Below are 14,363 nucleotides of genomic sequence, written 5' to 3'. Positions count from 1 at the left end.
GACTTCGTTCGAGCCAAGGAAGAGGAACCCATCGTGACCGCTCTCGCCCAGCCGCCCGCCTCCGCCACCGGTATCACCCCCGTCCGGGAGCCCGGCAAGCCGGTGATCGTCCACACGCCGGAGTTCGGCTCCATGGCGGAGGCCACCGCGTGGCTGACCGTCCAGCGGCCCGCGATCCAGGCCGAACTGCACCGCTCCGGTGCGGTCATGCTGCGCGGCCTGCCGGTCCAGGACGCGGCGACGTTCGCCGAGGCACGTGACGCACTCGTCGCGGAGCGGGCCGGCTACAAGGAGAAGGCCACCCCGCGCACCGACTTCGGCGAGGGCGTGTTCTCCTCCACCGACCTGCCGGCCGTCCAGCCCATCCGGCTGCACAACGAGAACAGCTACACGCTGGACTTCCCCGGTGTGCTGCTCTTCGGCTGCGTCACCGCGCCCGAGACCGGCGGCGCCACCACCGTCGGGGACATGCGCGCCGCCCTCGCCATGCTGCCGCCGGAGCTCACCGCGCGGTTCGCGGAGGCCGGCTGGCTGCTCGTACGCAACTACTCGGACCTGGCGGGCATGCCCTGGCGCAAGGCGTTCTCCTCGGAGGACCCGGCCGGTGCCGAGGAGTACTGCGACGCGCACGCCATCGGCTACGAGTGGCTGGACGAGGACACCCTGCGTACGCGGCAGCGGCGTTCGGCGGTCATCACGCACCCGGTGACCGGTGAGCGGGTCTGGTTCAACCACTTCGCGTTCTGGAACGCCCGCAGCCTCGACGAGGACGTCCGCGAGGTGCTGGTCGAGACGTTCGGCGCGGACGGGCTGCCGTTCAACACCTTCCTCGGGGACGGCACCGCCCTCACCGACGCGGAGGTGGACGCGATCAACGAGGCGTACCGGGCGGTCACCGTACGGGAGACCTGGCAGGCGGGTGACGTGATGCTCGTCGACAACATCCTCTGCGCGCACGGCCGCGAGGCGTTCACCGGGGACCGGAAGATCCTCGTCGCCATGGGTGAGCCGGTGCCGCTGTCCGACTGCTCCCCCGCCTCCGTTCCCTCCACCACCCTGTACGGAAAGTGAGCCCCGCCATGACCGCCGTACTCCCCGAGCGCACGGCCGCCCCCGCCCTCGCCCATCCCGCCGGCTGCCCGTGCGAGACGTGCGCCGCCGCCGGGACCGGCGCCGCCGACCTGATGGCCCGGCTGGCGGCCGTGCCCGGTGACCGCACCGCCGTGGTCGCCGGCGATCAGAACCTCACCTTCCGCCAACTGCGGGAGCAGGCAGCCGCGTTCGCTGCCGGACTTGCCGCGAGAGGCGCCGGGCCGGAGAGCGTCGTGGCGCTGTGCCTGCCGCGCGGCGCCGCTCTGGTCACCGCGATCATCGGCACTCTCACGGCGGGCGCCGCGTACCTCCCGGTGGACCCGGCGCTCCCCGAGGAGCGGCGGCGGCTGCTCGTCGAGGACTCCGGGGCCGACCTGGTGGTCACCGACGGCACCGCTCCGGCACCCGCCGGGCCCCGTGCGGTCACGGCCGACGAGCTGACCGCCTTCCCGGGCGGGGTCTTCGCTCCGGTGCCGGTGGGACCGGGCGCTCTCGCGTACGTCATCTACACCTCCGGCTCCACCGGCCGGCCCAAGGGCGTGGAGATCGGGCGCGGTTCGGCCTCGCTGCTGCTGCGGGAGCTGGAGGACGAGGGTGCGGCGAGCGGCGAGGGCGGGCGCGTCGGGTGGAACGCGTCGCCGTCGTTCGACGCGTCGGTGCAGCAGTGGGTGCGGCTCTCGCGCGGCGACACGCTGGTGGTGATCGACGAGGAGACCCGCCGCGACCCGGCCCTGCTGGCCGCCTTCGTGGACGCGCAGGGGCTCACCGATCTCGACATCACCCCGTCGCACGCCGAACCGCTCCTGGACCTGCTCACGGCGGACGGCGGCCCGCGTCCGCTGACGCTGCTGGTCGGCGGCGAGGCGATCGGCCCGGCGCTCTGGGACCGGCTGGCCGCCGCGCACCGCTCGGGTGTGCTGCGCGCGGTCAACGTGTACGGGCCGACCGAGTGCACGGTCGACGCGACGGCCGGCTGGATCGAGGAGCCGGGCGAGCCGCACATCGGTGCCGTGCTCCCCGGGCTGCGGATGCGGCTGCTCGACGAGCACCTGGCGCCGGTCGGCCCCGGTGAGGCCGGGGAGCTGTATCTCGCAGGGCCCCGGATCGCCCGTGGCTACCGCCGAAGCCCGCACCTGACCGCCCAGCGTTTCGTCGCCGACCCGTTCGGCGCGCCGGGCGACCGCATGTACCGCACCGGGGACCGCTGCCGGCTGCTCCCGGACGGGCGGCTGGTGCACCTGGGGCGGCTCGACGGCCAGGTGAAGCTGCGCGGCCACCGCATCGAGGTGCAGGAGGTGGAGGCCGCCCTGACACGGGCGGGCGCGGCCGAGGCGGCCGTCGTCCTGGGCGAGGACGCCGGGGGCACCCCGTGCCTGATCGCCTACCACCGGGGCGGGGATGCCACCGCGCTGCGCACCGCTGTGGCAACCGCACTCCCGGCGTACATGACGCCGTCCGCGTTCGTCGCGGTCGGCCGGTTCGCGACGACGCCCAGCGGCAAGCTGGACCGGGGTGCCCTGCCGGCCCGGATCGGGGCGGCCGAGGCGGCCCCGGAGCAGGACTCGGGGCTCGACGGGCGGGCGGAGGAGCTGATCGCCCGGGTGTGGGCGCAGGTGCTGGGCGCCGCGTCGATCGGCCCGGACGACAACTTCTTCAAACTGGGCGGCCACTCGCTGCTCGCCATCAAGCTGGTCTCGCGCGTGCGGGCCGAACTCGCCGTGGCGCTGCCGGTGAAGGCGGTCTACGCCCACCCGAGACTGCGCGATCTCGCCGCCCACATCGAGGAGTTGCTGGCCGTCAAGGATGGCTGACCTCCGCCTCCGCACCGGCCCGTCCTCCCGCCCGCCCCCGCCATCCCCGAGGAGCAGCAACCGTGATCCCCCTCTCGTACGCCCAGCACCGGCTGTGGTTCCTGAACCGTCTCGAAGGCCCGTCGGCCGCGTACAACGCGCCCGTCGTGCTGCGCCTCGACGCGGCGCCCGACCGGGATGCCCTGGAGGCGGCGGTGCGTGACGTGGTGGACCGCCACGAGGTGCTCCGTACGGTCTACCGGGCCGTGGACGGGGAGCCGTACCAGGACATCGTCGGCGATCCCGACGTGCGCCTGGAGGTACGGGAGTGCGGGCCCGACGACGACGTGGACGCACTGGTCACCGCCTTCGTGCGCCTTCCGTTCGACGTCACCCGCGATCTGCCGCTGCGGGCAACGCTGTTCACGGTCGACGGCACACGTTCCGTGCTGGTGCTGCTCGTCCATCACATCGCGACCGACGGCTGGTCCGTCGGCTGCCTGCTCAACGACCTCGACCGCGCCTACACGGCCCGGTGCGAGGGCCGCGCACCCGGGTGGGAACCCCTGCCCGTGCAGTACGCGGACTACGCGCTGTGGCAGCGGGACATGCTCGGCGACCCCGCCGATCCCGAGAGCCTGGCGTTCGAACAACTCGCTCACTGGCGAGCGGCGTTGGAAGGTGCTCCGGCCGCGACCCGGCTGCCCGCCGACCGTTCCCGCCCCGCCGAGCCGAGTCACCGGGGAGCGCTGGTCACCGCCCGCCTCTCCGCCACCGCCCACAAGGCGCTCGCCCACACCGCCCGCGCCCACCGCGCGACGTTCTTCATGACCGCACGGGCCGCCCTCTGCGCCGCACTGGCGGCGGCGGGGGCGGGGCCCGACGTGGTGGTGGGGACACCGGTGGCGGGCCGGCCCGAGGAGGATCTGCACGACCTCGTCGGCTTCTTCGTCAACTCGCTCGCCCTGCGCGCCGATCTGTCCGACGACCCGGACCTCGGCACGCTGCTCGACCGGGTCCGCGAACGGGACCTGGCCGCCATGGCCCACGAGGAGCTGCCGTTCGACCTGCTCGTCGAGGACCTCAACCCGGAACGGTCCCTCGGCCTGCATCCGTTCTTCCAGGTCATGCTGACCACGCAGACCGAACAGGACACCACCTGCGTCCTGGGCGCCGTATCCGGCGCCCTCGACGTCGCGGACCTGGCCACCGCCAAGTTCGACCTGAGCTTCAACTGTGCCGAGACATACGGCCCGGACGGCGATCCCGCCGGGGTACTGCTCGGCCTGCAGTACGCGACCGACCTGTACGACGAGGAGACGGCACACCTGCTCCTCACTCTGTTCCACCGCGCGCTGACCGCGTACGCCGAACAGCCGGCCGGCACACCCCTCAGCCGGACCGGCCTGCTCACCGCCTCGGACCGCGAGGCGATCGACCGCCGTCACGAGGCCCTGACCCGGGCCGCAGAGCGGACCGCCGCCACCCAGGGCGAACCGCGCGACGGCGGGAGCCGGCGCACCTCCGACGCCGACCCCCGCGAGGAGATCCTTCGCGGACTGTTCGCGGAGGTGCTGGGCCGGGACGAAGTCGGCCCCGACGACAGCTTCTTCAAGCTGGGCGGGCACTCGCTGCTCGCCGGAAAGCTCACCAACCGCGTCCGCAAGGCGCTCGGCGTCCAGGCCGCCATCCGCGACGTGTTTCTCGCACCGACCCCCGCCCGGCTGCTGCGCCGCCTCGCCGAGCAGGGAGAAGGGCTGGTCCGGCCGCCGCTGCGACCGGTGCCCGCCTCCCTGCGCCCGGAGCGGCTCCCGCTGTCCGCCGCTCAGCAACGGCTGTGGTTCGTAGGTCAGTTGGAGGGACCGAGCGCCACCTACAACATTCCGGTCGTGATCCGGCTGCGCCGCCCGGTCGAACCGGCCGCGTTCCGGGCCGCGCTCGCCGACGTCGTACGACGCCACGAGGTGCTGCGGACGGTGCACAGGCCGGTGGACGGCGAGCCGTACCAGGAGGTGCTGGAGCACGCCGAGCCCGTCCTCGATGTGGTGCGGACGGAGGGGCCCGAGGAGCTGCGGGCGGCCGTGGACGCCGCCGCCGGGTACGTGTTCGACCTCGCCGCCGAGATCCCCTTCCGGGCCTGGCTCCTGGAGGAGGCCGGCGGGGGCCAGGTGCTGGTCCTGCTCGTGCACCACATCGCGGGCGACGGCTGGTCCACCGACTGCCTCCTCGCCGACCTGGACCACGCCTACCGGGCCAGGTCCGAGGGCCGGGCGCCCGGGTGGCAGCCGCTTCCCGTCCAGTACGCCGACTACACGTTGTGGCAGCACGAGTTGCTGGACGGTGAGCACGGGGTGGCCGGTGAGCAGCTCGCGTACTGGCGCACCGCTCTCGACGGGATGCCGCCGCTGCTCGCGCTGCCCACGGACCGGCCCCGCGGACCCGAGCCGGACGGGCGGGGCGCGCTCGCCCCGTTCGAGGTGGACGCCGGGACGCATCGGGCGCTGCTGCGGTGCGCCCGGCAGAACGGTGTCACGCTGTTCATGGTGGTGCAGGCCGCGCTCGCCGCCCTGCTGACGCGGCACGGGGCGGGCGAGGACCTGGCGATCGGCACCACCGTCGCCGGCCGGGGTGACGAGGCGCTGCACCCGCTCGTCGGGTTCTTCGTGAACACGCTGGTCCTGCGTACGGACACCTCGGGCGACCCGGCCTTCACCGAGCTGGTGCGCCGGGTCCGCGACACGGGCCTGGGCGCGTACAGCAACCAGGATCTGCCGTTCGACCGGCTCGTGGAGCACCTGAGCCCGCACCGCTCGTCCGCGCACGCCCCGCTCGTCCAGGTGATGCTCCAGGTGCACGCGGCGGGGGCGGCCGACGCCTCCGCGACCCCGTCCGCGCTCGACGGCGAGCCGGTGGCGTTCCCGGGTGCGGGCGCCAAGTCCGACCTGACCTTCGCGCTCACCGAGACCACCGGCCCGGACGGGGCGCCGGCCGGGCTGCGGGGTGTCCTGGAGTACGCCACGGCCCTGTACGACGCGGAGACCGCCCGGCTGCTGACCCGGCGGCTCGCGGAGACGCTGGACGCATGCGCCGCCGACCCCGGTGCCCTGCTCTCCGCGCTGGGTGAGGGGCGGCCCGCGCCCGGCGGCCCGGAGGCGGTGCTCGACGCGCAGGGGCGCCGCGCCCCCGTCCGGGTGCCGGGCGAGGTGCACGAGCCGGCGCCGGGCGGTGGTCTGCGGGCGACCGGGCGGCGCGCGTACCGGGACGCGGACGGGGTGCTGCGGCCCGTGGCCGACCGGACCGTGAACGGGTATCCGGTGGAGCCCGGGCAGATCGAGGGCGTCCTCACCCGGCACCCGGCGGTGACCGGGGCGCGGGCCCTCGTCCGTGACGGCCGGCTGGTGGCCTTCGTCACCTGCGCGCCGGGCACGCCGCCCGCCGAGAGCGCGCTGCGCGCCTGGGCCGCCGAGCGGCTGCCCGAGTACCTGGCACCGGCCCGGGTGGTGCGGGCGTCCTGGCTGCCCGCGCCGGGCGAGGAACCGGCGGTGCTGTCGGAGGAGGACGCGGCGGCGCCCGCAGCGGCGGCCGGCGGGGGCGCGGACGCGCGGCTGCTGGGGATCTTCCGGGAGGTGCTGGGCGGGCGGGACGTCGGGGCCGACGACAACTTCTTCAAGTCCGGCGGGCACTCGCTGCTCGCGGTGCGCCTGCTGAACCGGATCCGCTCCGAGTTCGGCCAGGACCTGACGCTCCGCGACGTGTTCCGCAACCCGACGGCGGCCACGCTCTCCCAGCGGCTCGCCGGTGCCGTGGCCGACGCGATCGAACCCGAGGACGCCGGTCCGGCCGCCGCCCCCGCGCTGCGCCGCCGGACCAGGGCGGGTGCCCGCCGGGGGTGAGCCGGCCGGGCGGGCGGGGGTGCGGAGCGGCAGCTCCGCACCCCCCTTTCTGCCGGTCCGAGCTGCCGGACGGACTGCCGAGGGGGGCAGTCCCGGGCCCCTAGCGTGAAGGCCACGGAGGCGAGAGGAACCGTTCGCCGCCCCGGTCTCTCGGCCCCAACCGGAGGAAAACCCAGGATGCCCCCCATCAGAACGGAAGACCTGCTCGACGGCGGTCCCTCTCCCTCGCCCGCCCCGCCGGTGCTCGACCTCATCGCCGGTCAGGCGCGCACCAGGCCCGACGCGCCGGCCCTGGTCCACGACACCGCGCGCCTCACATACGCGGAACTCGTGTACGCCGTACGGGAGCGGGCCCGCGCCCTCGCGGCCGAGGGCGCCGCCCCCGGCCGCCTCGTCGCCCTCCACCGCCCGCGCGGGATCGACGCCGTCGTCGGCCTCCTCGCCGTCCTGAGCACCGGAGCCGCCTACCTGCCGCTCGACATCCAGGCCCCCGACGCCCGGAACGCGGCCATCCTCAAGGCCAGTTGCGGCGACCTGGCGCCCACGCCCGCCGAGGTGGCCGCGGCCGGTGAACTCGTCCTGCCCGGCCCGGGTGCCTCGGCCGGCGCCGCCTACGTGATCTACACCTCCGGTTCCACCGGCACGCCCAACGGGGTCGTCGTCGCCCACGATTCGCTCGCCCACTTCGTCGCGGGCGCCGCACCCGCGTACGGCATCGGGCCCGCCTCCCGGGTCCTCCAGTTCTCGCCGCTCCACTTCGACGCCAGCGTGCAGGAGCTGTTCGCGACTCTCGGGGCCGGCGGGACGCTGGTGCTGCGTACGGACGACATGCTGGACGTACGCGATCTGCTCGCCGGCTGCGCACGGCACGGGATCACGCTGCTCGACCTGCCGGCCGCGTACTGGCACGAGCTGGTCCACGTCCTCGGCACCGGCTCGGTGCGGCTGCCCGGCTGTCTGGAGACGGTGATCATCTACGGTGAGGCCGCGCTGCCGGAGCGGGTCGCCCAGTGGCGCGAGCTGACCGGGGAGCGGGTGCGGCTGCTCAACGCGTACGGGCCCACGGAGACCACGGTGGTCGCGACGGTCGCGGACCTGACCCGCCACGGGGACGGGCCGGTGCCGATCGGCCGCCCGCTGCCCGGGGTCCGGGCCGCCGTCGTTGCCGGTGAACTCTGGCTGCTCGGTGGCGGGTTGTCGCGGGGCTACCTGGGCAACCCCGAGCTGAACGCCCGCCGTTTCACCGAGCTCGACGGGGAGCGCGCCTACCGCACCGGAGACCTCGTCACGATCGGCGAGGACCGCCAGATCCTGTACCACGGGCGGCTGGACGACGAGGTGAAGATCGGCGGGCAGCGCATCGACCCCGCCGCCGTCGACTCCGTCCTGTCGGCGCACCCGAAGGTCCGGGAGGCGGCCGTCGTCGCCCAGCAGGACGCCGACGGGGTCAAGCGGCTCGTCGCGTTCGTCGTCACCGAGGGCGGTGTCGGGGCCGAGGAGCTGCGCGGACTAGTGCGCGAGCGCATGCCGGCCGCGGCCGTCCCGGCCTCCGTCGGGATCGTCGCCGCCCTGCCCCGTACCAGCTCGGGGAAGATCAACCGCAAGGTGCTGCGGACCACGGACCCGCGTCTTTCGGTCGTCCACGAGGAGCCGCTGCCCGCCGAAGACCGGGTGCCGCTCTCGCACGCGCAGCGCCGGCTGTGGCTGCTCGACCAGCTCGACGGCCCGTCCTGCGCGTACAACATGCCGATCGTCCTGGAGCTGGACGGGGTCCCCGACCGGGCGGCGCTCGCCGCCGCGGTCACGGACCTGGTGGAGCGGCACGAGGTGCTGCGCACGGTGTTCCTCGCGCCGGAGGACGAGCCCTACCAGCACGTCCTGGCGGCCTCCACCGTCCGGGCCCGCATCGTCGAGTGCCGGGCCGGTGAACTCCGCGGCCGGGTGGCTGACTTCGTCTCCGAGACGTTCGACCTGGCGCGGGAACTGCCGTTGCGCGTGGCGCTGTTCGTGCCCGAGGACGCGGCCGGTGACGGACCGGCGGCGGTGCTGGCGGTACTGCTGCACCACGTGGCGGGCGACGGCTGGTCGCTGGAGCCGCTGATGAACGACCTCGCCACCGCGTACGCGGCCCGCCTCGCGGGCCGTGCGCCGGAGCAGGAGCCGCTTCCCGTCCAATACGCCGACTACACCCTCTGGCAGCACGACGTCCTCGGTTCGGCCGACGACCCGGACTCGGCCGTCTCGCGCGGGCTCGCGCACTGGCGGGCCGCGCTCGACGGGCTGCCCGCCGTCACCGATCTGCCGCTGGACCGCCCCCGGCCCGCCGTGCCGGACCACCGCGGCGGCCTGGTCACCACGCGCCTGGAACCGGCCACGCACACCGGACTCGCCCGGCTGGCCGACGCGTACGGCGCCAGCATGCTGATGGTGCTCCAAGCCGCGCTGGCCCTCGCCCTGCGCGCGGCGGGCTGCGGGGAGCGGGTGGCCGTGGGCACGCCGGTCGCGGGTCGCGACGACGAGGCCCTCGGGGCGCTGGTGGGCTTCTTCGTCAACACGCTGGTCCTGCCGACCGACACTTCGGGTGACCCGGCGTTCGTCGAGCTCCTTGAGCGGGTACGCGACACGGACCTCGCCGGCTACGACCACCAGAGCCTCCCCTTCGACCTGCTGGTCGAGCATCTGAACCCGCCGCGCACGCCCGGCGTGCACCCGCTCTTCCAGACGATGCTGACGCTGCTCACCGCCGCCCCGGACGACGCCCCGTTCGCCTTCGGCGGACTCACCGGCCGCTTCCGGGCTGACGGCCCCGCGACCACCAAGTTCGACCTGACCGCCGCGTGCGTGGAGCACCGGGACGCCGACGGCACGCCCGCCGGCCTCGAACTCGGCCTGGAGTACGCGTGCGACGTCCTCGACGAGGGCACCGCCCGCCTCCTCCTGGGCGCCCTGGAACGGGCACTCCGCGTGGCAGCCGCCGAACCGGAGGTGCCGGTCGCCGACGCCGCGCTGCTGGGCGAGGACGACCGCTGGTCCCTGGACCGGCGCCGTGAGCGCGTCGCGGCCCTCACCGCCCGGCAGACCGCCGACGCCGACGAAGCCGCAAGCAAGGGTGCGCCCGACGTGGAGCACGTCGACACGTTGCGGGAGATGTTCGCGGAGATCCTGGGGCTCGACGAGGTCGGCCCGGACGAGAGGTTCTTCGCCATCGGAGGCCACTCCATGAGCGGGGTGCGGCTCGCCAACCGGATCCGCGCCCGCCTGGGCGCCGACGTGCACGTACGGGACCTGCTGCTCGCCCCGACCCCGGCCGCGCTGGCCAGGCGCATCGCGGAGGCCCGGTCGGCCACGGAGGACGGGGGCCCCGCGCTCGTCCGCCGCACCGACCGGCCGGAGCGCCTGCCGCTGTCGCGGGCGCAGCGCCGGCTGTGGTTCATCGACGCGCTCGAGGGTCCCAGCGCCTCGTACAACATCCCGCTGGTCCTGCGTCCGGCCGAGCCGCTGGACGCCGGGGTGCTCGGCCTCGCCCTGGCCGACGTGGCGGAGCGCCACGAGGTGCTGCGGACCCGCTACCGGTCCGTGGACGGGGAGCCGCACCAGGAGATCCTGGGGAGCGCACAGCCCGTTCTCGACGTCCGGACCGTGCCGGCCGGGCAGTTCCGGGCCGCGGTCGCCTCGGCCGCCGGGCATGTCTTCGACCTCGCCGGTGAGATCCCGCTGCGGGCCGCCCTCCTGACCCCGGACGACGGCGGCGGGCAGGTGCTCGTGCTGCTCGTCCACCACATCGCGGCCGACGGCTGGTCCACCGGTCCGCTCCTCGCGGATCTGGCCACCGCCTGTGCCGCCCGCGCCGAGGGCCGCGTACCGGACTGGCAGCCGCTTCCCGTCCAGTACGCCGACTACACCCTCTGGCAGCAGGAGCTTCTGGACGGGCCGCCGGCGCACGACCACCTCACGTTCTGGGAACGTGCCCTCGCCGGTGCGCCGCCCGTCCTCGGACTCCCCGCGGCCCGTCCGCGTCCGGCCGAGGCCACCCACCGGGGCGGTCACGCACCGCTCACCGTGGACGCGGCCACCCACGAGGCGCTGGAGGTGCTGGCCCGGCGCCACGGCGCGACGCTGTTCATGGTCGTTCAGGCCGCCCTCGCGGCCGTCCTCACCCGGCACGGCGCCGGCACCGATCTGCCGCTGGCGACCATGACGGCGGGGCGCGACGACGAGGCGCTGAGCGATCTGGTCGGCTTCTTCGTCAACACGCTGGTCCTGCGCACCGACACGTCGGGCGACCCGGCGTTCGACGATCTCCTTGAGCGGGTACGCGACACCGACCTCGCCGCCTACGCCCATCAGCGGCTGCCGTTCGACCGGATCGTGGAGCATCTCAACCCGGCCCGCTCCACCGCCCACCACCCGCTCGCCCAGTACGTCGTGCAGCTCCACCACGACTACACCTCCGCCCCGGCCGATGGGCCGCTGCTGCGGCTCGAACCGGCGCCGCTGGAGGCGCTGTCCACCAAGTTCGACCTGACCCTCTCGCTGTGGGAGCGCAAGGACGACGAGGGGCGGCCGGCGGGTCTGGCGGGCGGTCTGGAATACGCCACCGATCTCTTCGACCCCGCCACCGCCGGTCTGCTCGCCGCCCACGTCGGACGACTGCTGCACACCGTCGCCGCCGACCCGGGGGTGCGCATCGGTGCGGTGGAGCTGCTCACCGACGCCGAGCGGTTCCGGCTGGTCGCGGAGTACAACGACACCGCCACGGTGACGCGGGACCGGGCCGCCGTCCACGAGGTGATCTCCCGCCGGGCCGCGCTCAGCCCCGAGCTGCCTGCCCTGATCACGGACACGGAGACCGTCGGCTACGGGGAACTCGACGCCCACGCCGATGCGTTGGCCGCCCGTCTGCAAGCGGCGGGGGTGCACGGGGGCGACACCGTCGGGGTGCTCCTTGAGCGGGGCGTGCCGCTGGTGGTGACCGCGTTGGCCGTCCTCAAGTGCGGTGCGGCGTACGTTCCGTTGGACCCGGCGCTGCCCGCGGCCAGGATCGCGCTGATGGTCGAGGACGCGGGTGTCCGCCTCGTCGCGACCGACGCCGGACAGGCGAGTGCGGTGCCGGATGAGGTCCCCGTACCGGTCCTCCTGGTCGACGCGCCCTCCGGGGCCGTCGCGCCCTCGGACCGCGAGGCCGTGGGGGCCGACGGGGTCGACGGGGACGACCTGATGTACGTGATGTTCACGTCCGGGTCGACCGGCCGGCCCAAGGGCGTCGGCGTCACCCACCGCAACGTCACCGAACTCGCCGCCGACCGGGACACCGCGTCGGGCGGCCCCCGCCGGATGCTGGTCCATTCCGCGACCGGGTTCGACGCCTCGGTCTTCGAGATGTGGGTGCCGCTCCTCAACGGCGGAAGCCTCGTCGTGATGCGGGGCGACGGCACCGACCTCGCGGAGACCGCCCGCGCCGTGCGCGAACACGGCGTCACCGCCGCCTACTTCACCACCGGCCTGTTCCATGTGATGGCCGACGAGGCGCTGGACACGCTGCGGCTGCTGCGCGAGGTGTGGACGGGCGGCGACGTCGCCTCACCGGCCGCCGTGCAGCGGGTGCTGACGCACTGCCCGGACACCGTCCTGGTCCACTCCTACGGCCCCACCGAGACGACGTTCGCCTCGCACAACCAGTGGCTCACCGGCGGCCGGGGCTCGCTCGGCGGGTCCGGGCTGCACCTGGGCCGGCCGATGGACAACACCCGCAGCCATGTCCTGGACGGGGCGCTGCGGCCCGTGCCGCCCGGGGTGCCCGGTGAGCTGTACATCGCCGGTTCGCATGTGGCGCGCGGCTACACCGGCCGGCCGGATCTGACCGCCGAGCGGTTCGTGCCCGACCCGTTCGAGGCCGACGGCAGCCGCATGTACCGCACGGGTGACCGCGTGGTGTGGACGCCGGAGGGCGAGCTGCGGTTCCTGGGGCGGGCGGACGGCCAGGTCAAGCTGCGCGGGGTACGGATCGAGCCCGGCGAGGTCGAACACGCGCTCGCCGCCCACCCCGCCGTGGGCCAGGCGCTCGCCGTGGTCCGCGAGGACCTGCCGGGCGAACGGAGCCTCGTCGGCTACGTGGTGCCGCGTGCGGGGTCCGCGGCCACCGGGGCGGAGCTCCTCGCCCTGACCCGTACCGCACTGCCCGCCCATCTGGTGCCTTCGGCGGTCGTCGTCCTGGACGCCCTGCCGCTGACCGTGAACGGCAAGCCGGACCGCCGGGCACTGCCGGCGCCGGACCGTCCTGCCGTCGAGCACCGGGCGCCGCGCAACGCCCGGGAGGAGGTGCTGTGCGGGCTGTTCGCAGAGATCCTGGGTGTCCCCCGGGTCGGTCTGGACGACAACTTCTTCACCCTGGGCGGGCATTCGCTGCTCGGTGTGCGCCTGGTGAGCCGGGTGCGTTCGGTGCTGGGCGCCGACCGGTCCGTCCGGGACCTGTTCCGCGCCCCGACCCCCGCCGGGCTGCTCGGCGCGCAGGACTCCGACGGCACGGCCGGCGCCATGGGCGTCCTGCTGCCGCTGAACACCCGGGGCACCCACCGCCCGCTGTTCTGCGTGCACCCCGGCACCGGCGTCGGCTGGTCGTACGCGGGCCTGGCCCGTCACCTCGGGGACGAGCAGCCGCTGTACGCCCTCCAGGCCCGCGCGCTGAGCGAACCCGGCTACCGCCCGCGCACCGTCGAGGAGATGGCCGACGACTATCTGGAGCGCATCCGCCAGGTCCAGCCCTGGGGGCCGTACCGGCTGCTGGGCTGGTCCTTCGGCGGGATCGTCGCCCACGCCATGGCCGTCCGGCTCCGCGCCGCCGGTCAGCGCGTCGAACTGCTCGCGCTGATGGACGTCCACCAGACCGGGCCGGGCAGCGTGTCCGTGCTGCCGCCCCAGGAGCGGGAAGCGGTGCTCGGGGAGGACGAGCTGCCGGCCGCAATGGAGCGGGTGCGCCGCGAGGACCCGGTGCTCGGCGGCTTCAGCACCGAGGAGATACGGGCCGTGCTGCGCGCCTCCGAGACCCACGCATCCCTCATGGCCCGGCACACGCCCGAGGTCGCCGACACCGGCGCGGTCTTCTTCACGGCCCACCGGCCCGGCGAACCGGAAGGCGCTCTCGCCGCCACCTGGAATCCGTTGCTGACGGGAACGGCCGAGAACCACACCGTGGAATCCAGTCATCTCCGGATGACCGAGGAAGAACCTCTCGCGCACATCGGGAAAGTCATCGCGGAGAAACTCTCCGCACTGCAGGAGAAGAACCTGCGGGAAAACGAAACGAGGAGTTATTCATGAGCGACATCGTGAACCCTTTCGACGACGCCGAGGGCTCCTTCCACGTCGTGGTGAACGACGAGGGACAGCACTCCCTGTGGCCGGCCTTCGCCGACGTCCCGGCGGGCTGGGACAGCGTCTGGGGGGCGGGGACCAGGGCCGACGCCCTGGAGTACATCACCACCCACTGGACCGACATCCGCCCCCGCAGCCTGGTCGCCCAGTACGCCTGACCGGCCCCATGCCGATGCCGCGCCCCGCATCTCCTGCGGGGCGCGGCATTTTCGTATGC

The 14,363-nt window shown here is 74.4% G+C and carries 5 protein-coding genes; all 5 read left to right on the top strand.

The features are described 5' to 3' along the window. The first annotated feature begins 33 nt into the window (after positions 1–33). The gene (locus tag OG242_RS27600) at positions 34–1,071 is read left to right on the top strand and encodes a TauD/TfdA family dioxygenase (protein WP_405900716.1); all 1,038 of its coding nucleotides are present in this window, start codon (positions 34–36) and stop codon (positions 1,069–1,071) included. 8 nt (positions 1,072–1,079) lie between these two features. Then, the gene (locus OG242_RS27595; protein WP_405900715.1) at positions 1,080–2,903 is read left to right on the top strand and encodes a non-ribosomal peptide synthetase; all 1,824 of its coding nucleotides are present in this window, start codon (positions 1,080–1,082) and stop codon (positions 2,901–2,903) included. Positions 2,904–2,965: 62 nt separating this feature from the next. Further along, positions 2,966–6,775, top strand: coding sequence for a condensation domain-containing protein (locus OG242_RS27590; protein ID WP_405900714.1), 3,810 nt, complete (start codon positions 2,966–2,968; stop codon positions 6,773–6,775). 177 nt (positions 6,776–6,952) lie between these two features. Next, a complete protein-coding gene (locus tag OG242_RS27585; protein WP_405900713.1) occupies positions 6,953–14,092 on the top strand; it encodes an amino acid adenylation domain-containing protein in 7,140 nt (2,379 codons plus the stop codon). Further along, the gene (locus tag OG242_RS27580) at positions 14,089–14,304 is read left to right on the top strand and encodes an MbtH family protein (RefSeq protein ID WP_405900712.1); all 216 of its coding nucleotides are present in this window, start codon (positions 14,089–14,091) and stop codon (positions 14,302–14,304) included. Before OG242_RS27585 ends, OG242_RS27580 begins: the two co-directional genes overlap by 4 nt. Positions 14,305–14,363 lie beyond the last annotated feature (59 nt).

Origin of the sequence: Streptomyces sp. NBC_00727 (assembly GCF_045161745.1) — a bacterium.
Classification (GTDB): Bacteria; Actinomycetota; Actinomycetes; order Streptomycetales; family Streptomycetaceae; genus Streptomyces.
This window is presented reverse-complemented; position numbering and strand designations above follow the sequence as displayed.